21 protein-coding genes are annotated in these 23435 nt (G+C 35.7%); all 21 read right to left on the reverse strand.

The features are described 5' to 3' along the window. Nucleotides 1-63: 63 nt before the first annotated feature. The 21 genes from F3D68_RS08670 to F3D68_RS08770 all read right to left on the reverse strand — a co-directional run bounded on the left by F3D68_RS08670 (nt 64) and on the right by F3D68_RS08770 (nt 23433). Nucleotides 64-798 (reverse strand): HI0074 family nucleotidyltransferase substrate-binding subunit, encoded by a 735-nt coding sequence (locus F3D68_RS08670; RefSeq protein WP_151194043.1) that lies wholly within the window; start codon nt 796-798, stop codon nt 64-66. A gap of 17 nt (nt 799-815) precedes the next feature. Beyond that, entirely contained in the window at nt 816-2381 is a 1566-nt protein-coding gene (locus F3D68_RS08675; RefSeq protein WP_151194044.1) for an ATP-binding protein, read from the reverse strand. Nucleotides 2382-2536: 155 nt separating this feature from the next. Further along, nucleotides 2537-3736: a glycosyltransferase family 4 protein gene (locus F3D68_RS08680; protein WP_151194045.1), complete on the reverse strand. Its 1200-nt coding sequence runs from the start codon at nt 3734-3736 to the stop codon at nt 2537-2539. Nucleotides 3737-3792: 56 nt separating this feature from the next. Beyond that, the gene (locus F3D68_RS08685; RefSeq protein ID WP_224728274.1) at nt 3793-4665 is read right to left on the reverse strand and encodes a dTDP-4-dehydrorhamnose reductase family protein; all 873 of its coding nucleotides are present in this window, start codon (nt 4663-4665) and stop codon (nt 3793-3795) included. Further along, complete coding sequence (wecB, locus tag F3D68_RS08690) at nt 4662-5825, reverse strand: non-hydrolyzing UDP-N-acetylglucosamine 2-epimerase (protein ID WP_224728275.1); 1164 nt, start codon at nt 5823-5825, stop codon at nt 4662-4664. The genes F3D68_RS08685 and wecB overlap by 4 nt, the downstream gene beginning before the upstream one ends. Before the next feature lie 23 nt (nt 5826-5848). Further along, a complete protein-coding gene (locus tag F3D68_RS08695; protein ID WP_151194047.1) occupies nt 5849-6877 on the reverse strand; it encodes a polysaccharide biosynthesis protein in 1029 nt (342 codons plus the stop codon). Between the two features lie 5 nt (nt 6878-6882). Next, nucleotides 6883-7965 (reverse strand): glycosyltransferase, encoded by a 1083-nt coding sequence (locus F3D68_RS08700; protein ID WP_191092768.1) that lies wholly within the window; start codon nt 7963-7965, stop codon nt 6883-6885. 11 nt (nt 7966-7976) lie between these two features. Beyond that, entirely contained in the window at nt 7977-9863 is a 1887-nt protein-coding gene (gene asnB, locus F3D68_RS08705; protein ID WP_151194049.1) for an asparagine synthase (glutamine-hydrolyzing), read from the reverse strand. Nucleotides 9864-9873: 10 nt separating this feature from the next. After that, nucleotides 9874-11115: a glycosyltransferase family 4 protein gene (locus F3D68_RS08710; protein ID WP_151194050.1), complete on the reverse strand. Its 1242-nt coding sequence runs from the start codon at nt 11113-11115 to the stop codon at nt 9874-9876. Then, nucleotides 11112-12389 carry an oligosaccharide flippase family protein gene (locus F3D68_RS08715; RefSeq protein WP_151194051.1) on the reverse strand — a complete coding sequence of 426 codons (1278 nt, stop codon included), beginning with the start codon at nt 12387-12389 and terminating at the stop codon, nt 11112-11114. The genes F3D68_RS08710 and F3D68_RS08715 overlap by 4 nt, the downstream gene beginning before the upstream one ends. Nucleotides 12390-12427: 38 nt before the next feature. Beyond that, the gene (locus F3D68_RS08720) at nt 12428-13408 is read right to left on the reverse strand and encodes an SDR family oxidoreductase (protein WP_151194052.1); all 981 of its coding nucleotides are present in this window, start codon (nt 13406-13408) and stop codon (nt 12428-12430) included. Between the two features lie 14 nt (nt 13409-13422). Further along, a complete protein-coding gene (locus tag F3D68_RS08725) occupies nt 13423-14673 on the reverse strand; it encodes a nucleotide sugar dehydrogenase (protein WP_224728276.1) in 1251 nt (416 codons plus the stop codon). A 101-nt stretch (nt 14674-14774) separates the two neighbouring features. Further along, nucleotides 14775-15524 (reverse strand): glycosyltransferase family 2 protein, encoded by a 750-nt coding sequence (locus F3D68_RS08730; protein WP_224728277.1) that lies wholly within the window; start codon nt 15522-15524, stop codon nt 14775-14777. Nucleotides 15525-15624: 100 nt separating this feature from the next. Further along, nucleotides 15625-16443 carry a glycosyltransferase gene (locus tag F3D68_RS08735; protein ID WP_151194054.1) on the reverse strand — a complete coding sequence of 273 codons (819 nt, stop codon included), beginning with the start codon at nt 16441-16443 and terminating at the stop codon, nt 15625-15627. 107 nt (nt 16444-16550) lie between these two features. Continuing rightward, entirely contained in the window at nt 16551-18212 is a 1662-nt protein-coding gene (locus F3D68_RS08740) for a glycosyltransferase (RefSeq protein ID WP_191092769.1), read from the reverse strand. A 159-nt stretch (nt 18213-18371) separates the two neighbouring features. Next, nucleotides 18372-19733: an ANL family adenylate-forming protein gene (locus F3D68_RS08745; protein ID WP_151194056.1), complete on the reverse strand. Its 1362-nt coding sequence runs from the start codon at nt 19731-19733 to the stop codon at nt 18372-18374. Continuing rightward, complete coding sequence (locus tag F3D68_RS08750) at nt 19734-20435, reverse strand: SDR family NAD(P)-dependent oxidoreductase (protein WP_151194057.1); 702 nt, start codon at nt 20433-20435, stop codon at nt 19734-19736. It abuts the gene before it with no gap. Nucleotides 20436-20444: 9 nt separating this feature from the next. After that, complete coding sequence (locus tag F3D68_RS08755; protein WP_151194058.1) at nt 20445-20744, reverse strand: hypothetical protein; 300 nt, start codon at nt 20742-20744, stop codon at nt 20445-20447. 220 nt (nt 20745-20964) lie between these two features. Next, on the reverse strand, nt 20965-21528 hold the full coding sequence (locus F3D68_RS08760) for a GNAT family N-acetyltransferase (protein ID WP_151194059.1): 564 nt from the start codon (nt 21526-21528) through the stop codon (nt 20965-20967). A 3-nt stretch (nt 21529-21531) separates the two neighbouring features. Continuing rightward, nucleotides 21532-22665: a DegT/DnrJ/EryC1/StrS family aminotransferase gene (locus F3D68_RS08765; RefSeq protein ID WP_151194060.1), complete on the reverse strand. Its 1134-nt coding sequence runs from the start codon at nt 22663-22665 to the stop codon at nt 21532-21534. A gap of 15 nt (nt 22666-22680) precedes the next feature. After that, the gene (locus tag F3D68_RS08770; protein ID WP_151194061.1) at nt 22681-23433 is read right to left on the reverse strand and encodes an ABC transporter ATP-binding protein; all 753 of its coding nucleotides are present in this window, start codon (nt 23431-23433) and stop codon (nt 22681-22683) included. Nucleotides 23434-23435 lie beyond the last annotated feature (2 nt).

Below are 23435 nucleotides of genomic sequence, written 5' to 3' on the forward strand. Positions count from 1 at the left end.
TGCCTGCGGTTTAGTTTAGGAAATCCAACTCAGATAAGCTTATATTTCTGATATATTGTTTCTTTACTTAAGTAACTCTTTCACTAAAATCGATATCTTATCTCTAAATCCCGCCAATAAGTCATAGAAATCATCTTTAATGGCATAATAAACATCTTTTGCCATATCCTCATGATAAGTATGTGATGTCAGATTTCTTTTATCAAGCATCTTAAGCCAGATACTAACTTCAGAAATCAATCCTTCTTTAAACGCCTCACGAAAAGCTGCTCTTGGACTATTAACATCAATGCCAACGTACTTTAAATAAGCTTTAATCAATTTCCAACAAAGCTCATAACAAAATTCAAACCGCTGGATCGTAGCATCTAAATACATATCATCTTTATAGATATCTTTTTCAATCGCCTCTTCCAAACGCATTAAAGCCGAGTTAAAATCATCCAGCTTTTCATTTAATAACGCCAATGACATCCAATTTTTCTCTTCAAGATGATTCTTGATCAGCATAATACCATCTGACAATACATGCTGATATATTTTTTTATCTCTGCATAATTTGATGTCAACAATATCAACTATGAAAGGTAAAGTGCTTTCTTCAAATTGTTGGTTCAAACTGATTGTGTCACCTTTATAATCAACTGCTAGATCAATATCTGAAGCAGGCTTATAGTCGCCCCTTGCTCTTGAGCCAAATAAGACCACCTCGTTAAGAGATGCTTTATTTTTATCTAGAATGCACATTAGCTCAACAAACTGACTAGCTGTTAAACCAAAAATAGTTGTTGTTTTCATTTAATCACAAACCTTATTTAACATTCATACTTTTCAACATACAAATCAGATATATTGCGCTGTTTGTCATCAAAACTCATCCCAATTAAATAGATTGGTTTATTATAAGACTCATACTTTTGAGCATATTGACGTGACTTGATCTGGGCAACAGCCTCTTTGGCGTCACCATATTTTTGTAGTTTAAACTCAATAATCATTACCTTATCTGGCATGACAAGTGTCAAATCAATTCTCCCGTGATTTGTCACATCTTCAGCAATCAAATCATAACCAAGTGCTGCCAAAAAGCTATAAACAATACTGGCATAAAATCCTTCGTATTGATCAATATGATTATTACGATACCAATCATGCGGGATGCTTGCAAAATGACTACATATAATTTCACCTAAACGCTCAAAATCATTTCTTTCAAAAGCGCTAATCATATGATCTATCACTTGATTTTTCTTACTGTCATTTGTCGCTATTGTTGCCAAGCTGTTATTAAGACTATATTTGACCTCATAATTTGGATAGCTCAATCGATAAGCAATGACATGCCCACGGAGAAACATTTCTTTAATCGTTAAGTATCCTGTCTGAAATAAAAGTGTTTCAATCGGCATATTATCAACATCAAAGGTTCTCAACAAATGCTCGTTGACTACAACACTTTCAAAATCAGGGATAAAATAGCGATTCTTTTGCACCATTTTCACTAGAAATGTTGGTGTTGCTGTTTCAAACCAATAATTACGATAATGAAAATCTTTACTTATAAATAATAAGATATCAAAAGGGTTATAGACTTTTTGCTTTTCACTTCCTGCAAAATTATAACCATTATACCAACGTCTTAATAAGTCATAATTAACTTTACCTTGCTGCAAATGCTCGTTAAAAGTTTCTACTAATTCTGCTTGGTTATAACCACAAATATCAGCATATTTAGCATCTAAAGTTATATCATCTAAATTATTTAAATCACTAAATAAACTGACTTTGCTAAACTTTGAAACGCCGGTTAGCATAGTAAATTTAATACATTCATCATTCTGTTTAATGTAAGTATAAAGACCTTTCAGAATTTCACGCATTTGCATCGCTAATTCATTACTAGTGATATTATCCAAGATGGGCTTATCATATTCATCCACCAATACAACAATGCCCTGTGGATGTTTTTCATGTAGTAGCCTAATTAATTCTCCAAACTTAACGCCATAATCTGTCTGCTTTAATACGACACCATATTTCTTTGCATGTTCATCCAACATACTATGCACTTCAGTAAAAAAGCGCTCTTTACTATGATAGCTCGAGCTTATGCCTAAATTAAGGTGTATTACAGGATATATTGTTTGCCAATCCCAATAATTCTCAAGATGGAGACCTTTAAATAATGCTTTATTACCTTCAAAGGCGTGTTTGATTGTATCAATCAACAACGACTTACCAAAGCGTCTAGGACGAGATAGAAAATAACGCCCCGCGCCTTTGTTCACCAGCTGATCAATATGCTTAGTTTTATCAATATAAACATAGTTTTCATTAATAATTTTCTCAAAACTTGAGATACCAATCGGGAGTTTTTTCATATTTTTGCCTTTTCCCTATTTAAGGAGACCATCAATATCGCCAAGTGCTAACTCATCTTCTCGGTTATAAAACTTCATAATTATAATAACCCAGGTTGTGATAACTTGGGTTATCATAATACAAGTATTATTTTCTTACATGGCAATTTTTATAATTACCACTTATTCAGTACTTCTATTACCTTATCAGCCGCTACTTCAACAGAAAATAATGATGAGACTAGCTTTTGTGCATTAACCGCACATTCTTGTCGTAACGATTTATTGTCTAGCAGTTGTAAAGCATTTTGATAAAGCATTTCATCATCATCGGCAATCGAAACAAAGCCTGCTTTATTTCCCTCAACAACATCAATTAAATCATTTCCAGGATTTACTGAACCAAGTATCGGCATTGGTTGGCTTAAATAACCCAATACTTTTCCGGGAAAGTTATGTGTTTTATGATCTTTATGTAGCGAAAATAAACCTACATCAACTACTTTTTGAATGGCAAAATACTCAGACTGCGGCAACCCTGGCAATAGTAAAATATTGTTTAGATGCTCTTTTTGAATGATCTCTGAAATAAATTGATATTTACTCCCTTGTCCAATTAAAACAATCTGTGCTTTAGGATGTAGCTTTAATCTACGGGCTAGCTCAACAATATTTTCTATACGCTGCGCATGCCCAATATTGCCACCATAAATAAAAATAACTTTATCTTCAAGCTGATACTTTTTCCTAAAACCCACATCTGGCTTTATCTCAGCTAATGCACTGGCATCAACCCAATTGTAAAGCACTTCAACCTTACTTTGGTATTGTTTACGTGTAAACTGATTAAACCAATCTAAATTCGCCGGTAACATCACACCAATGCGATCGGCTGCTTGATAATTGATATCCTCATATTTACGTAACACTCTAGCAGGAAGCGAGTTCTCTTTGATAATCCCTTGATCAATAACCCACTGCGGGAAAAAATCTCTTAAAATAAGATAACTTGGGATATTAAAATGCTGTTTTATTCTGGCAACTGCCTTACCAAAGAAAATTGATGGCGAGTAATAAACAACCGCATCTGGCTTAAAACCTTGGTCTATCACCAGTTTCCAAGCTTTGCGTGAGAATTGCCATTCATTTATCACACGTCTCAATCGATTGTTTGTGTCCTTGACCTTTCCTGTTTTAAAACGATATATCCTCACTTCATCTAATAGCTGATAATCTGCTTCACCATATGAGTTTGGGGTAACACAACTGACTTCATGCCCACGTTTTATAAACTCACATGCTAACTCATGCAACATTTTCGCTGAGGCTTTCTTACTTTTTGGCAAATAGTCATCTGTCAGAATTAGTATCTTCATCTTACCTAAATTATGGTTAACTTACCCTTCACTTAAATTCAATTTGGCAGTATATACTAGTTTTGCTGCTGATACATAGGGTAATGTGCCCTATGCATGTTAATCCAGTGATGCATCTCAACGATCATCACCTCATAATCAGGAACAATATAATCAACAGTGCTTCGCGTACTTATAAAGCTTTTATCTGACTCAAACACCGCATTATCCTGAATATTAACATCACGCTTATTAAATACTTTTTGACAAATGCACAATAAATCTTTCTTTGATATGCGCTGGTTATTACCCAAATGAATTAAACCATTAAGTGGCAGCTGATTCAGCATTAAGAAATGAATGAACTTGGCAAGCTCCAAAGTAGTAACACCCGACCAGATTGCCTTACTAAAGCCTTGAATATCTCCTTTTTGCTGCATAAACCAATGGAATAATCCAACACCTTGCGCTTTTGTCTCAGGACCAATGATTGATGTGCGAATGGTTAAGTTGCGATCATTAACAACCTCACCTAATGCCTTCGAGCGACCATAAAAGTTTGTTTCATTAGGGATATCAACTTCTGTATATCCGCCTTTTTTACCATCAAACACACAATCTGTGGATATGTGGACAAGCTTATAGTTAAGTGCTTGAGAAAGTCTATCTAAGAAATGCGGAAAGTAAGCGTTAACATATATTGCATTATCTGGGTGATTTTGTGCGTCTTGCACAAGCACACCAACACAATTAATCACATAGTTCGGTGCTATGTTTTCAATCAGCTTCTCTAACTTGTCACGCTCATAGACATCAAGCTGAAAATGATGTGATTCATTTTTAGGTGTTCTTGAGGCAGTAAATAATTCATAACTAGCAGTCTCTCTTAGGTATTGCACAAGCAAATGTCCAAGCATACCACCAGCACCAATCACCAAAACCTTTATCATATGTTTTTCTTCCATGTAGTACGATTAATATAATCCGTATAGCTTTGGATAATGCGCACCATTTTGGTGGAAACATTCGGGGCATCATAGTCTGCTACAACTCTTGTTGCGCCATATTGTGCATATTGCGATGTAATAATCTCAACAGATTGCAGCACTCTTTCTTTTCTTAAACCAGACATAATCAAAACACCTTCATCCATCCCTTCAGGTCGTTCATGCGCATTGCGAATTGTAATCGCAGGGAATCCTAACAACGAGGCTTCCTCGGCAATTGTCCCGCTATCCGAAATGGTACAAAATGCATGTTGCTGCAGTTTAATGTAATCAAAAAAACCTAGCGGCTTCATAATTTCAACCAATGGGTTTAATACTTGAGCCTCAAGCGCTTGTATTTTTTTCATTGTTCTGGGATGTGTTGAAAAAATGATCCTTTTACCATAGAAGCTACATAAGGTGTTTAAAGTCTCGATTAAATGCTGAAAGTTTACGTCTGAGTCGATATTTTCCTCGCGGTGCGCACTTAATACAAAATAGCCATTGTCAGTTAATAATAAACGATCTAATACTTTGCTCTTAGCAATATCCGCCTGATGAAATTGCAATACTTCCTGCATACAAGAACCCGATTTAATAATAGTTTCAGGTTTAATGCCTTCATTGATTAAATATCTTCGCGCATGCTCGGTTAAAGGCAGATTAATATCACTCAGGTGATCAACAATCTTGCGATTTAACTCTTCAGGCACGCGCTCATCAAAGCAGCGATTTCCCGCTTCCATATGAAATACCGGAATCTTGCGGCGCTTTGCAGCAATAACCGATAGACAGCTATTGGTGTCACCATAGAGTAAGATGGCTTCTGGCTTCACTTTTTCAATCACTTCATCTGCTTTAAAGATAATATTACCTATGGTTTGTGCGGTACTCTCGCCTACCGCATCTAAAAAGAAATCCGGTTTTTTGATCCCCATTTCATTAAAAAATATTTCATTCAACTCATAATCAAAATTTTGCCCCGTATGCACCAAAACATGATCCATCTGCTTTTCAAGCTCAGCAATAATACGACTTAGCTTGATAATCTCCGGACGTGTGCCAACAATCGTCATCACTTTCATTGCTTTTTTCATTTTTTTCGCTTTTTTTACTTTTTCCACGTCTGCTGCTTTTGTGCTTTCTATCACTTTACAATTCCTAGAGTTTGTAAATCTTCTTGAATCTCGCGCAAACTAAATAGCAAATCGATAAGCTCTTTTTCATTCAAACGATGCGTGTTGTGTGAATGATACTCATCAGCTTGTGTTACTACTTCGGCACCTTCCTCAAAATAAACATCATAGTTAAGATCTCGCCCATCCGCAGGGATTTGATAGTACTCCCCCAAATCTCTTGCTTTGACCATTTCCTCACGTGTCAGCAAAGTTTCATAGAGTTTCTCACCATGGCGCGTGCCTATGATTTTGATCTGATGATCTGGCGCATTAAGTAGTTTTCTTAGTGTTTTTGCTAACAACTCTATGGTCGCAGCCGGTGCTTTCTGCACAAAAATATCGCCATTATGACCATTATTAAACGCAAATAAAACCAGCTCTACTGCCTGATCAAGACTCATCATAAAGCGTGTCATTTGCGGATCGGTGATTGAAATTGGCTTATTATTTTTAATTTGATCAATAAACAATGGTATGACTGAACCACGCGATGCCATAACATTACCATAGCGCGTACAACAAATCGTCGTAACCGCATCATCAAGGTTGCGTGATTTAGCCACTGCAACTTTCTCCATCAAGGCTTTGGACATTCCCATCGCATTAATTGGGTAAACCGCTTTATCTGTGCTCAATACAATGACTTTTTCCACCTTGTTTTCAATCGCGATATTTAACACATTCTCAGTACCCAATACATTTGTCTGCACTGCTTGAATCGGGTAAAACTCACAGGAAGGGACTTGCTTTAATGCCGCAGCATGAAATACATAATCCACGCCATGCATCGCATCACGAATGGAGTTAATATCTCGAACATCACCCAAATAAAATTTTAACTTCGACGAATTATATGCTTTACGCATATCATCTTGCTTTTTTTCATCACGTGAGAAAATACGAATTTCAGCAACATCAGTTGCCAAAAAACGTCTTAGCACGGCATTACCAAAAGATCCTGTGCCCCCTGTGATGAGTAGTGTTTTGTTTTTAAACATAGTATTTAATGATTCCTATTAATTGCTTTTTGATAAGCTTGTCTTAATTTAGCACTGATATGCGTCCATGAAAATAGTTCAGCACATAGTTTTTTTGCACCATTATGATCAATTGATTCTCTGCTTTGCAAGGCATCAACCAAATCCTGTGCAAAACTATCCACTTCAAGCACAAAACCACAGCGGTATTTTAAAACCTCATCTGCGATATTTGTTGCCCGAGTAACAAGAGCAGGAACACCATAAGATAAACACTCCATCGCCGCCATCGGATGACCTTCAAATCGAGAAGGCAAAATGAAAAAGGTAGCACTTTTAATGATTTCCTCTTTTTCTTGCCCATAGACCGCTTGATGAATTTTGACTACATCCTGCAATTGATGTTTTTGAATTAGTCTCTCAAGTTCGGCTTTACCGCCTTTAGGCTCATCGGAACCATACATCTCAAGAATATAGTCATATTGTTGGAATATTTTTTTTGACTTTGCTACCGCTTCTAATAATCGATCTAAACCTTTGGTATATGGATCAAGCCTTCCAAGATATAATAGCCTTTGGTAGGTTAACCTATCCTTTGGGTAATCCATTACTGCTTCAATTTTCATATCAATACCATTTGGTAAAACGATTGTGTTTCGCCATAAATTTAAAGAATGGCTCTGCTCAGAAATTGTTAAGAAATGCAAAAGTTTAGCATTTAATGCAAACAACCCATAAAGCGGTGAGAACAAAAGCTTCTTACACCACTTTCGCTTCAATGCATTTTTAGTTAATGATCCTCTTGGCACAATAATGTAAGGAATTTTTTTTAAGCGGCAATATGCAGCCAAACCAATAAACTGCTTTTCCCAAAATTGATGAAACACCACAAGGTCATAATCTTGTATAGATTTAAATGAAAAATCTTTGTAGTCAAAATATCTAAAAGGGTACTTATTAACAATGAAAAGCTTAGCTCGTTCATGCGTTACATTGACCAAATCACTAACAACATCACTTTCATTTAATGCTTTTATCATTGCCGGCACAGAAAATGATGGTCCGTTAGATACATCATGGAAAATAGCACATATATGTAGAGTTTTCATTCTTCTTTCCTTTAATGCCACTTTTCTAACCATCGAGAAAACATCAAAATATTCCATAGGATATTTTGATAACTATTTTCTCCTGCTAGAAATTTTGTCCAGAAATGATGAGTCAAATTGATATTGATCATATTAGTTTGTGCTAACTTCTCACCAAACAAGTAGTACTCTGCCAGGGGTTTTAACTCGCCTTTAAGCCAGTGCGCTAAAGGAATACTAAAACCCATTTTAGGGCGTTCAACCAAAGATTGTGGTACATATTGATGCAATATGTCTTTAAGTATTACTTTCCCTCTTTTAGCATTAATTTTATAACTAAGCGGCAAACTAAATGCCAACTTAAAAAGGTGATGATTTAGAAATGGAACGCGTGTTTCTAGCGAGTTTGCCATGGCACTGCGATCAACTTTTGTTAAAATATCATCCATCATATAATGCTGGCTATCCCAATACATAATTTGCTCTGCTGATGTCTTTTCCAGCAAAGACTGAGACGATTGCTCTTTCTGTTCAACACATACGCCCATTACCAAGTCTTCATAGGCAAAATTTTGTGCACGCAATGCGCTGTAGATCGAAAATAAAGAGTCATTACCTTTGAAATCAAGTTTCTTTAAACGCGCTAATTGTTCTGCAATTTTATGCCATTTTGTCTGTTTGGCATAAGTCAGAAGACTAGCAGGCGTTAATCGTAGTATATTTCTATAAAGAGCACTGTCTACGAGTTTATGTTTAATAAAAGGCGCTTGCCAATGTCTAGTATAGCCACCAAATAGCTCATCTGCACCATCACCAGTTAAAGACACTTTAACAGATTTAGCTGCCAATTTACTGACTAAGTAAGTGGGAATTTGTGAAGAATCGGCAAATGGTTCATCATAAATATGCGCTAAATCAGGAATTAAGTCTAATGCTTCTTTTTCTGAGATATATAACTCCGTATGCTGCGTACCAAGGTGTTTAGCAACAGCAAGCGCGTGTTGAGCTTCATCATAGTTTTTTTGCGCAAAACCAATACTAAAAGTATTCACTTTGCTTGTTCGCATGGATTGCATCATTGCAACAACAAGCGATGAATCAACACCTCCAGATAAAAAAGCACCTACGGGAACATCCGCGCTTAGCTGTAAGGAGATCGATTCTTTTAATAACCTTTCCACATCATTCTTAGCCTGCTCATAACTCCCTTGATAAGCTGGCGTCTGATTGATTTCATCCTTTGCACTCCAGTAGTTGATGATCTTACTCTCACCAGATGGCTTAACGCAAAGGTAACTTCCTTGTGATAATTTTTTAATTCCTTTGTAAATAGATCGTGGTGTTGGCACATAGCCAAGCCTCATGTAGTCAACTAAGGCATTTTGATCAATTTTAAGTGCGTCAATATAGTTTACCTGTATTGCTTTAAGCTCTGAAGCAAACACAAAATCATCAGTCACATGGCCATAATATAAAGGTTTTTCACCAAAGCGATCTCTTGCTAGATATAAGCATTTTTCATACCTATCCCAACAGGCAAATGCAAACATACCTGTAGTTTGTTTTAAGGTGGTCTCTACACCCCAAACTGCAATGGCATTAACAAGAACCTCAGTATCAGTGTCACTTTGAAATGGCATAGACATGTCTTTAGATAAAGCATTTTTTAAATTTAAATAATTGTAAATTTCACCATTAAATGCGATCACCCACCTGCCACAGTGCGACAACATCGGTTGGTGACCTGCCGCTGATAAATCATGGATAGACAGTCGCACATGCCCCAAATAAACGTTATCTTCAGCCCATACCCCATCATCATTGGGACCGCGATGCTTAAGCATATCAACAGATCTTTTTAATTTTGTAACATACTCCTCATTTGGGTGCTTTGCTACAATTCCTACTATTCCGCACATACTCTATATATTACCCATATGTTCTTGCTATAGTTTCGGGATATAATTTATCAGGAAAATCTGGAAAAACTATATTTTCTTGTGTCAAAAAATGCTGAATATCATCCATATTGAGCTCTTTGTTCTCTGTCTCAAAAATAAAATAAAGATGATCTCCAATTAAATTTTCTCTTAATAAAAATTGATAGGTTGGTGCCTTCCTATCTTTTGCAAAAAAGAGTATTTTCTTTTTGACATATAGGTATTCTAGTATTTTGCTTGGTAGTTGCTTAGCGCTCAAGTTATCAATGAAGATTAATATATCACACCCTTTTATCATCGATAAAACAGTAGATTTGCCCACCTGCGAAAGCATTGAAAAATTATTTGGAAATCCTAATTCAAACTTTCGACATATATCATCACAATCAACCTTGTCGCCAACAAAAAAAGCTTTTTGATTAGTCTCTAAATACTTGCTTAGCACAGTCAACGCAAAACTTGGGTCTCGTATGGACTTAAAAAATGTGCCTATATACAACAATTTCGCACCGCTATATTTAAAGTCATAAGGTTCTGAGTTACGGTAACCTTCTCTTGAAATGGTTAACCAAGGAGCACAAACCTGAACGTTCAACACTGAGTGATAAGTTTGCATACTTGCATAGGCCTCCGCACTGACAAACACCTTACTGGCACGACGATTTATTTTACGCTCCATCGACCGGTTAAGCCATCCATATAACCTGACATTATTTGACGGCTGTTCATGCGCCATCAATAAAGAAAAGGGATCAATATAATCTAGATAAAGCTTTATCTCTGGGAATTTTCTTTTTAAACCATAGCCAACCAGGTGACAACTAAATGGGTAACACAACGATATCACATGCGTATAATGGTTGGCTTGATGTAATTGTATGGCTTTAGATGTAGCGGGTTTAATCCACAGAAAGGCAAAATCTGGCCACATGAAAAAGTGAAATGCCTTTTTTGCCATCATCTTTAGTCTAGATTTTTTCACAGGCAAAGTATTTTGTATCCCTTGTAATTGTTTGGGTTGATAGTCTCTCACCAAAGCGTTGTGATTTACACGATATACATTGACATTATCAACTAGTTCATAATGTTCCAGCCCATTATGGAATGAACTTAAGACATCAATCTGCTCATATTCTTTTTTCAAATGAGGGATCAATAGTTCAAATTTATTGCTCTGGCATGATGACATAGGCGCATAATGATAACTAATAATCAGTAATTTTTTCTTCATAAACCTGTCCGATACTTTTTTACATTGTTCTTATATGACTTCAACAGCCAGAAGTAAACTAATAGCATTGCAAAACTTGTTGCAGTTACTGCAAAAACACTACCAAGCAATCCTATATACTTTAGACAAATAACAAGGATAACGATGTTAAAAATGCTTAAGACAAGCGTATATTTAAGTAATTCATTCACCTTATTAAGATATACCAAAACTGGGTTTAATATCTGCGTTGCAGACATTAATAAAAAGGCAGGAAGAATGCATAGAAATAAATAAAAAATTTCTAACTGATGCCCACTTTGTTTATCACTTAATAGAAAAATCCAATAAATTGCATAGTAAATAAATGGAATTGACACAAGCATAAGTAGTATACAAGCAGCAAAATAAAGGGCAAAATCTCTTTTGACATGGTTCAACCCGATAGTCCCTAATTCCTTTTGCATCAACATTAATCCTGCTGTTGGTAGAATGAAAAGTAAAGAGTGAAATTGTATTACGATACTATATATTCCAGCACTCTCAGTTCCCAAAACATAGTTGACAAAGATTACATTCGTCGAAAATATAAATGTGCCAAAAATTGAATCTAAATGAACTACACCTCCCTTAGTTACTAGCTTTATCATAAATGCTAAATTAAGTTGATACTTGGGTCTAATAAGAGAAGTAAATATAAAGAATTCAACCAAAAAGCTTAGCAAATTAATACCTGAGAAAATAATAAATAACCATACCAAATCATAGTCATAGTAATAAATCAAGATGACTAACAATACCAGCAACAATACTCTATTGATAATGACAACAATGCTTTGAATACCAATTTTTGAGACTTGCGCATAGAAAAATGTTCCACAAAATTGCCACATAGTATAGGGTAACGACACTAACATAATCATTAAGTACAGTGGTTTCAGATCACCTTTAAAGCTAGGGAGAAGCCATAACAGCATTAAGAATATTACAACAGCACTTACCATTAGCAGCAAAAACAACAGCATAATTGACATTAAATGGCGTACAAAAAACTCTTTTGCAGTCAGTTTGGTGTTTTTAATAAAATAAATTGCTGACCGCCCTAAACTCCAGCCGAATAACAACCCAAAAGTAGATACTATGGAGTAAGCAACAGCATATTCACCTCTGCCATATACGCCAAATTTTGCAACTGTGATAATTAAACCACATACTCCAACGAGCATACTGACATATTGTGCCGAAGAAGTTGCTGCAAATAACTTTAGTTTGCTAAAGATATGTTTGTTATACATTGCTTGACAAGCTCGCTCCTATCCAAAATGAAATAGTATTATTTTGCAAATGATAATTTATACCAATCAATCGCTTCATCTATCCCTTTTAAAAAATCATACTCAGGCTTATAACCAAGCATCTTCACTGCTTTTGATATATCAGCATTACTATGCTTAATATCTCCTGCTCGTTCAGGACCAAAAATTGGCTTAATATCCTTATCCAATGCTTTGCATAAGACATCATATAAATCAATCAGGTACTCTCGACCACCATAAGCGATATTAAACGCTTCTCCAGCATACTTGCTTTCTGCAAAGCATGCCTTTAAATTTGCCTGAATGACATTCTCAATGTATGTGAAATCTCGCGAATGTTTACCATCACCATTAATCGTTGGTGACTCCTCATTTAGCAATTGCTTGATAAATTTGGGAATAACAGCTGCATAAGCACCATCTGGGTCTTGCCTTCTGCCAAAGACATTAAAGTAACGCATACCATACGTATCTAATCCATAGAGTTTAGTATACAGTCTTGCCCATTCTTCATTGGCTCTTTTGGTAAAGGCATAAGGAGACAAAACATTACCTTCACGACCTTCAATTTTTGGCAAATTTGGTTCATCACCATAAACAGACGAACTTGACGCATAAACAAATTTTTCAACATTTGATTGTCTAGCGGCTTCTAGCATATTTAGCGTCCCTTTGACATTAATATCTTCGTAAACCAAAGGCATTTCGATACTTCTTGGCACACTGCCCCATGCCCCTTGATGCAATACATACTTAACCTCTTTACAGGCATTTAAGCAGGTTTCAAAAACTCTTATATCACCTTGTATAAAAGTATAATTTGCATACCCTTCAAATAACTGAATATTTTCCACTTTACCCGTTGATAGATCATCAAGACATCTGACCTGCACACCCATTTCAAGTAGTGCTTCACACAAATTAGAGCCTATGAAGCCCGCGCCACCGGTGACTAACACAATATCAGATTTCTTAAAAGGTAAGTTTTTATAGTGCATGAATACTGCCTCTCCTATAATCTAAATTGAGATAAACTCTTTTGATATATTGATTTCACATCGATCAAAATATCATGCTTTGGCAATTGCATCACATCTTTATACGCACTATGCGCCACAGCAACGATACACACATCATAGGATTCACGCATCAGCTCATGATTTGTTTTTAACTTAATCGACTGATATTTTTCTACCTCTAGTGGATCTGCATAGGCATCATGCACATCCACACTAATATCATAATCTCTAAGCTCATCAATCAGATCAAAAATTTTCGAGTTACGTATATCCGGACAGTCCTCTTTAAAGGTCACGCCCAGCAACGCAACTTTGGCATTTTTAATGAGTTTTCCTGCACGAATCATCGACTTAACAATTTGCTCAGCAACATATTTTGCCATCCCATCATTAATCCTGCGACCCGCTAACAAAACCTCTGGATGATATCCTAATTTTTCTGCTTTATGCGTTAAATAATATGGATCCACACCAATACAGTGCCCACCGACCAAACCTGGGTTAAGCCGCACAAAATTCCACTTAGTCGCAGCAGCATCAAGAACCTCTTGCGTGTCGATATTCATTAAATGAAAAATTTTGGATAGCTCATTGACAAATGCAATATTGAGATCTCGCTGTGCGTTTTCAATGACCTTCGCTGCTTCAGCCACTTTAATAGAACTTGCTTTGTAGACACCCGCCTCAACAACAGATGAATAAACCGATGCAACAATATCACAAACCTCGGGCGTTTGCCCTGAAACCACCTTCTGAATTTTGGTAAACGTATGCTTTTTATCTCCTGGGTTAATCCGCTCAGGAGAGTACCCCACAAAAAAGTCCACACCATATTTTAGCCCTGATTCGCTTTCCAATATTGGCACACAATCCTCTTCAGTAGCCCCCGGATAAACAGTCGACTCATAAACAACAATATCACCTTTTTTAAGCGCAGATGCGACAACTCTTGAAGCACTTAATAGCGCCGAGAGATCAGGTTTATTCGCATCATCAATGGGGGTAGGTACGGCAACAATATGGAAATCTGCAAGCTTAAGATCATTCATATCATGCGTCAAAAGCAAGTCTGTTTGCTGCAAGTCCATATCAGCAACTTCCAGAGTTGAGTCATATCCAGATTTTAAAGCGGTGATTCTGTTTTGATTAATATCAAATGCAACAACCTGCTGTTTTTTGCCAAAAGCCACTGCCACCGGCAAGCCAACATAGCCTAACCCAATCACGGAAATTTTTCTTTGCATACCCATCTCCACACCTATATGTCACTGCACACAGCAGCTATAACTTAAGGTGGTTCTTACAGCTTAGTATAAAGTGACAGCAGTTTAACGCGAAAAACTATCTAATGATAAGTATTTTCGTTATGTTTTTTAAGCTCACGCGATGATTTAAACCGTTGACACAACTGTAGTAAGAGTTTAACGCGAAAGGACAGTTTAGAATAGAGATTATATTTAGATTTATTACCCACGGTTGATAAGTTCGCACCATGGCGGCGGTATAACATCAGCGGTTTATTAATGACCTTAACTTGGTTTTGCTTCTCGGCAATCAAACCTAGCCACCAATCGTGTACTGAGGGGATAGTTTGCGGAAATGGTAAAGTCTGTTCAACAAACTCACGTTGAAAAGCCATTGTGCATCCTAAATAGCGGTTATGAATCCAGTTAACCCAAAACCCTCTTTTAAAACCAATATACTTAAAAAGTGACTCAGCTATTGTGCTTTGGTCACCATCAACAACCTTTGCGTCTGAGATTGCCACCGGATATGTTTGCAATGCTTCAAACATCAACTCTACTTTGTTATCTAACCAAACATCATCTTGATCTGCTAAAAATATGTATTGACCCTTTGCATGACGCAAAGCAAACTCAAAGTTCCGAGCCACTCCCTGCTTTGGCCCTTGCAATAATTGGATTCTCGCATCGTTAAAGCTTTTAATAATACTAAGTGTTTGGTCACTCGACCCATCATCAGAAATAATAAACTCAGCATTTTTAGGTAATTGCCTCAATATTGAAGCAATCTGTTCAGCAATATAACGCTCACCATTAAAACTCGCCATACACACCGAAATTATTGGTTCCATCTTCTCAACCTTATCGGAACTCGGAACTCGGAACTCGGAACTCGGAACTCGGAACTCGGAACTCGGAACTCGGAACTCGGAACTCGGAACTCGGATAACATTAAAACACCCCACCCCATTTTCGCCAGTACTTTAACGCTGATTGAATAGCAACATTTCTTAGCTTTTTGGAATTATACGACCCCCGCCCCCATGCATGTATTACTTGGCACTGTGGTAAATAAACATTATTACCATAACTAAGCGCGCGGCGCGATAAATCTGCATCTTCCATATACAAGAAAAACTGCTCATCAAACCCTTGCAAACTTTTTAAGACATCTGTTTTAAAAAACATAAAACATCCCGTACAAAAAGGAACCTGCTCAATAATGTCATTATATGAACGATCTCGATATTCGTAAGCGTCTAAGTAGTCTTGAAAATATCTGCGTAAAATATTTGGCGCGAAACGTCTTAAGTATAAATGAAAGAGCTTGGGGTTACGCTTACATAAATGATGGCGCTGCCCATCTTTGCCATATACAGCGGGTGTAATCAAGCCTACATCATTGAAAGAAGTCATATACTCTAAAGCATGCAATAGCGCATCCTCTTTGATGATAATATCGGCATTGCAAATCAAATGATATTGACCATCTGAATGCGGCAAACTCAAATTATGTGCCGCGCCATAACCAATATTATTAGTTGTTTTGATATAGCAATGAGCCAAACCTAACTCTTGTATCAAGCTTGACAACAGCTCTTTAGATTCAGGATTTGTAGAGTTTTCAATAAATACCAGAGAAGTCGTCAACAGGTATTTCTTATTAGCAAATTCAACGGCTTTTTTATATGAGTTAAGGAGACTCACTAAGTCCTCTTCCTTTTCCTCATATAACACTACTGAAGTTACTAATTTTATTGCCTGTGACACTTAAATAATTTCCAAAATATTTTATCCAATCTAATTCGCTGTATATCTTACACTTGTTTAAATTCAAATAATATTAGAAAAAATATTAGAAAAGCTTCTTATGAAAGTTATTTGCGGTGATTAATCAGATAAAGCTCGATTAATATTTCTGTTTTACGCCTTAATCTTACACATAAGTCTAATATTATTCTGATAAGCTTTCCGAATCGACTACGCTTAACCCAACTTAAAGTGCTTGTAAAAAGTCTAGAGTGATGTTCAACTGTTTGAAATAAAAACACTTGCCTCATCATTTCTTCTATTTTTATATAAATATTTTCATAAAAGGTCTCATATAAATCTACACTTTGCTCTGGTGAAATTTTAACAACGTGCATTTTTCTTATAAAGTCAGTCTCCTCAATCTCAGTAAGCAATATACTATTAAGCCTAAACTTGCTACTAAGTTGATCAATCGCTTTAATAACCTTCTCATCATTACAAAGGATAAAAAAATTCTTTCTTTGTAAATAAATAAATTCTAAGTCCAGTAGCTCATCAGGTTCCTGTATAACCACCTCATCAACAATCTCACACAAAGCACCTCTTGGGTAAGCTTTCTTCATAAGAAGCTTTTTTAGCCTACTCAACTTAAAACTTCCAACAATATCCTGAGTATATAGCAGCACAGCTTGTGTGTAGCCTCCTTTATTGCACAGGTCGTTTCCGCCAACACTAGATGTTCTTATCACCGAGTTAGTCACCTCTAAAATATTTTTCACCCAGCCATCGCAAAAAATATCAAAACTATAATTTTTTTCAATATCACTCTTCGCATTTGCAATAATTTTTTGCCTTAGCGTTTGATCATTAATGAGACGATCAATTCCATTGAACCAACTTTCAACACTATTATCAACTAAAATGCCATTTTCCTCATTTGTAATACACGACTCATATAATGGTTGCCTTGAATATACTCCTGCAATTTCGCAGCCTCCGTATTCTCTATATTTATTATTTGTTTTAGAGTTAAAAAATTTTCCTTGGAAGATAGGTGCTAAGCCAATATCAAACCCTTGTTCATAAAACTTCTTGATAAATTCAGCATAATTTCTAATCGGTTTTAAATAGTGAACATTTTTCAAATGTTTTGGTAGAGCTTTCTCATCTCCACCCCAGAAGTAAATTTGTACTTTCTTTTTGTAATTAATAGCAATTCTGGATAATGCTTCTAAGATAATTAGCTGCTGATCATCTTCAATTCTTGATGTTGCATAAACAATTTTAACACAACCACTTTGATTGTCTTTTTTAAGTTTTTCAATAAGGCTTACATCAAAATACACTTTATTTACTTCAACATTCTGGTTTATCAAACGCAAGCTATTTGCCAAAATATTGCTATAAGTTCTAATTAATGCTGCATGCTTAGCAAAATTTTTCAAAGTAACTAAATTAGAGGGGTGCCGATGCATACGACCTATTAAAGTGTCTACTGGAATCTCAAAAAAATTATCATCTATTTCATAGATGTATGGAATTTCAGACTCAATAATTTTTTTAATAATCCACTCCTCACTGGGAAGTGAGTTTCTGCAAAAAATAATACAGTCGACATTTTCTAAGTACTTCTCTTTAAAAAAGCAAGATAAAGTAACAGAAAAGGACAGTTGACCTTCCGCTTGAAGTGCAAGCATTGGTCTTACCACTCCTATAGTTACAGATGGGATTAGAGATGGAACTATTGCTAGAACCCTTGGTTTATAACTTATTGTATTTTTCTGCATATAAAACATCCATAAGATGGTGATTCTTATCTATCATCATTTTACTGCTGGGTTTTCCAGCAAAATGATAAAAACATGAAGTAAAGACCAGTCAATTTATACCCAGCATACTTCATAGTCGCTGCTCAGATTCGACCTTACTCTCTAATCATTTTCAGACTAATAGAGCTTATCTTTTTTCCTAATCTTTTTAAATCTCTCACTAACGTTTAATGCATCAACCACGTTAACTTTCGTTGGAATTTTATACATGTCAAGAATTGACTTACAGTAAGCCCTAATAATTTTTTTGACTTCCCGTGAAGAAAGTTCAAAATTTAGCACCACATCACAAACAACTGAACTTCCTGTAATAGCACTTTTTTCTCCATATACCAAAACGTCCTTTATTTCAGGGATAGATAAAATGGCTGACTCAACTTCATTAGGTAAAACTTTCTCTCCTCCGACATTAATCACCTCCTTGCTTCTCCCCGTAATTTTGATATACCCATCTCCCGTATCTTCAACCAAGTCGCCAGTCTTAAACCACCCATCATTAGTAAAACTGTCCATTGAAGCATTTAAATAACCCATTACCTGTGTAGTGCTTTTTAACCATAATTCACCTTCCACAATCTTATATTGGAGATCAGGATCATCAATTTTCATATACGTAGAATCCGAAGACTTTGACGATGTATTTGCTATACCCGTTTCACTTGTACCAAAAGTTTGTAAAAGTTTAACTTTGGGAAAAACTTTTTTGAGACTTAAAAGCAATGAGTCGGGCATTGACTCAGTTCCATACGTTATCATTCTTAAAGAGCTTAAATCATATTTTTTATACGCTTCACTCATTAAAATTAAATTTAAAAAGGTGGGAGACGCTGGTAATACTCTAATATTATAATCTTGAACAAGCTCACAAATATGCTCCGCATCCCGACTGGATGGAATAATCATTGTGGCCCCCATTGCCAATATATTTAGTAATGTGTTTAATCCACCAATATGATCAAACATTAAAAATAAAATCATATTGATTTGTTTTGCCTTCTTAGCTTGATAATGATTTACCAAATTATCAAAATTATGCACCATTGCTTTTGGTTTTCCTGTGCTCCCACTAGAGAAAAGAATTAACCCAGAGCATCCCTCCTTCTGAAGAGTTATAATTAACTCATGCTTACCTTCTGACTTTCTATCCGAGATATGTAGATCTGAGCCAATTATGGAGATAACTTTATCACAATAAGACTCTTCAATTCTAGCATCTACCTCTGTAACAATTGAGGTAGTAACTGGAACGATAATATTATTATTTTCATATAAAGCTAACAATAAGGCTATACTCGCCAAAGAGTAATCAGAAAGCACCATGATAACATCTCTTTCATGTACACCATTATCTACAAGATCAATTTTGAACTTTTGCATTAATGCGAACACATCGGCATACGTATAAGCCTCACTGTTATGTACAATTGCAGTTTGAGAGCCATATTCTATCACTCTATTTATAAGCCAACTATTTTTCATCTAATTACAAACTCCGCCGAGATACAATATTTGAGCAGTTACAAAACAACTACTATCTTTAATAAAGAAGTCTATTACATTTTTCACATCATCAAAAGTTCCAAATCTTTTTATGGCCTGTTGATTTAGAAGTTCCTCAATTTTGTTTTTAGGTACTGCTTTTATTAAGTCTGTCTCTATTGGGGTTGGTCCAATTGCATTTACTGTAATACCATACGGAGCAAGCTCTTTCGCAATGGTTTGTGTCAAAGATTCGACAGCTCTTTTACTAGCCGCATAAACTGCTTCACCCTCCAGCCTTAACGGCGACGCCACAGTGGTATAATTTACGACTCTTCCATATTTATGTTTCATCATAACTTTTGAGACTTCCCTAGTAATTATGAATGTCCCTAGAAAGTTTGTTGAAAATATATTGTCAACAGTATTAACCGGGGTTGTCAAAAAATGGTTCATAGAAGCGATCCCTGCGTTATTAAGCAAAATATCAATTCTAGAAAATTCTTTTTTAATTAAGCGAACCATACGAACAACTTTAGCTTCATCAGAAACATCTAGCTCAAAATGTCGGTAGTTCACGTGATCTATACTAGCATTGCCTCGACTGCAGCCTATTACAATATCGCCATTAGCCAGATAATATTCAGCTAACTCTTTTCCTATTCCTTTGCGCGCCCCAGTGATAAGAATGACTCTAGACATAAAACACCCTTATCCCAACAAAAGTTCTTCAATATAGTCAGTTAAAGAACCTATAGTTCTAAAAGGAGACGTAGTACGGCTCATCGCCTTGTCGCCTGCTAAAACAAGGTCAACTGCAAATTCCTCTGAGACCCTATCCTCTATATCTGCTACTAATGAGACTAATGTCAAACTATCTAAAGCACCATTTCTCCCATAAAGAGTCGTATTTTCAGTAATCTCTTGATCGAATACATCAACATCTAACTCATCCTTAATTTCCTTTAATGCTTCGATTATAATATCTTCAATCTGCTTTCTTTTGGACATTGGACCTGACCTTTTTTAATTTAACAATTCCACTCTTTCTTAATACGTTTTGATAGTTCTTAGGAGCATTGCAAAACGATTGTGACAACCTCTTGATTCTACCATACAAATCAATAGAAAGGCACATACATATAACCTTTATCTATTTTGATACCCTTTGTATTTCATCAATAATTATCTAATTTTATTTTTATTTTATTCTCCAAAACCATCCATAAATCTATTGCATCCTATCTAATTTATTTTTTATTTTTTCTTGCATATTTATAAAGTCTGCCTTAAACATTGAATAAATCGAAATATCCTTATACTCACCATTCTTATATACATGGGCTTTACGCTCTGCTTCTTTTTCAAAACCAAACTGTTTATGCAAGGAGATTACTTGCTTATTATCAGAGAATATTTCTAGGCATATTTTTCTTATATTCATATGATAAAAGGCATATTCTAGACATAATAATTCCGCCTCAACCGATGCACCTAAGAAACTTTTGGACTCATCAACATAAAGTCGCCCAAACTCACAAGTCCCATTTCTAAAATCAATATCTACAAGAGCGCAAGTTCCAATTGCCTCGTTTGTCTGTATATTAGCAATTATAAAGTTCTTTTCATTTTTTCTTGTGAAAGAACTCTCCCACCAACTCTTAGTCATATAGGAATTAATAGGTTCATACTCATAAAAATAGTCATAAGACTCGGGTAAATTTCTCAACTTATGAACCAAGGAAAAATCCTCTGGCTCATAATATCTGAGTCTCACTTTTTTCCCATGTAACATAAGCTATCCCCTTAAAATTTTTTTTAATTCTTTGCAAACTCGCTCAACATCAGTTCTGGTCACTCCAAGATGTATTGGAAGCGATAGTAAACGTTTTGCGATTGTATCAGATCTAGGCGTTTTCCCATCTTGATCTTTATACGGAGCATATTGATTATTAGGAATATAGTGCACCCCTGGATAAATGCCTACCTGAGTTAACCTGTCAACTACTTCATCTCGATTATCCAACATAATTGCACAAATATGTGTTGATGACTCACAAGCTTCTGGGGTCTTGACAAATTCTAGGTCTTTAACATCTACAAGTAACTCTTTATACCATGATTTAACTTGTCTTCTATAGGCATTATCATGATCCAAATATTTCAACGCAACAATGCCCATAGATGCGACAATAGAATTTCCATGATACTTATAACCTACAGTCGGTACATCATATTTCCATTTATACGAACCATCGTTTGAGCTTCTTGCATAGGTATCTTTATTAATTCCTAGCCAGCAAAATTCCCTTGCCATTTTATCAAGTTCCTCATCAAGAAAACAAATCATACCACTGTCAGATGTCGGTAGGTTTTTCACAGCCTGAAAGCTAAATACGGTTACATCAGCCTCAAGCCCGACATGAACTCCATCTAATCTTGTGCCTGCCATATGAGCAGCATCAAGAATAAGTTTTAAATTATTTTCCTTGCATAGATTAACAATTTCTTCTAGCTGACCCGTGCTCCCGCCAATACCCACAAAAATGACTGCACGAGTTTTTCCTGTTATTTTTCTTCTAACATCTTCAGGATCCAGGCATAAATATTCATCGACATCAGCAAAAACAGGTTGCATATTCTCATATTTTATTGCGTGGTTTGTAGATACAAATGTTAACGGAGTTGAAATGATTTCATCATTATCTTCCCACCCATATTTGCGCTTTAACAATGCAATTGCCACATGAAGTCCAGCGGTCGCTGAATTTAGAAAGTGTGCATGGCTCACCCCTGTGTATTCTTTCCATTGCGCCTCAAACTCTAATGTTTTATACCCCATTCCTGTCCAACCAATTTCCATACAATCGCGAATTAACGCCAAAGTTTCATCCACTCTATAACTTGGTTTAAATACTTGTATATTTTCCATCTTAATTACCCTCACTTAACAAACATTATCATTTATGTATTGATTAATACAACTTTCTATATCAGTACCAAAGTATTCCATTTGGTTATTTTTTAAATATAAAATTTTATTAAAAAATTGTTTTGCGTACTTCATATCATGGGTAACCGAAACAAAAATAGATGCATCTTGTTTAATCTGTTCAATTCTTGTAGAAGCCTTATTTATAAAGTTAATATCACCACCTGCGAACAACTCATCCACTACTAATATATCTGGGTGTATTGACGTTGCCATACTAAAAGAAAGCCTCCCGCCCATTCCTGTCGAGTAATACTTCACTGGGACGTCAATATAATCTCCAATATCTGCAAAGTCTATAATTTCTTGTTCCTTTGCTCTTATCTCTTTTTTACTAAACCCTGATATCAAACCCATTATGTAAATGTTTTCTCTACCCGTTAATTCAGGATCCATACCCGCACCAATTTCTATTAACGAAGAAATCTTCCCCTGTACATTAACTTGTCCCTGTGTAGGTCTATATATTCCAGTAATCAGTCGAAGCAAAGTACTTTTGCCTGCACCATTTTTCCCAATAATGCAAAGCCTATCACCATTCTCCAATTTGAAATTTAAATGATTTAAAACTTCATGTTTTTCTTCTTTATATGCATTCCTACCAAAATTAGTAATATACTTTAAAATATTTTCCTTTAACCCAGTAGAAGTATTTATAACTTTTAAATACTCAAAAGAAACATCATTGAAATTGATTAGTTTGTCCATTT

Source organism: Cysteiniphilum sp. JM-1, assembly GCF_008711525.1.
Lineage (GTDB): Bacteria > Pseudomonadota > Gammaproteobacteria > Francisellales > Francisellaceae > Caedibacter.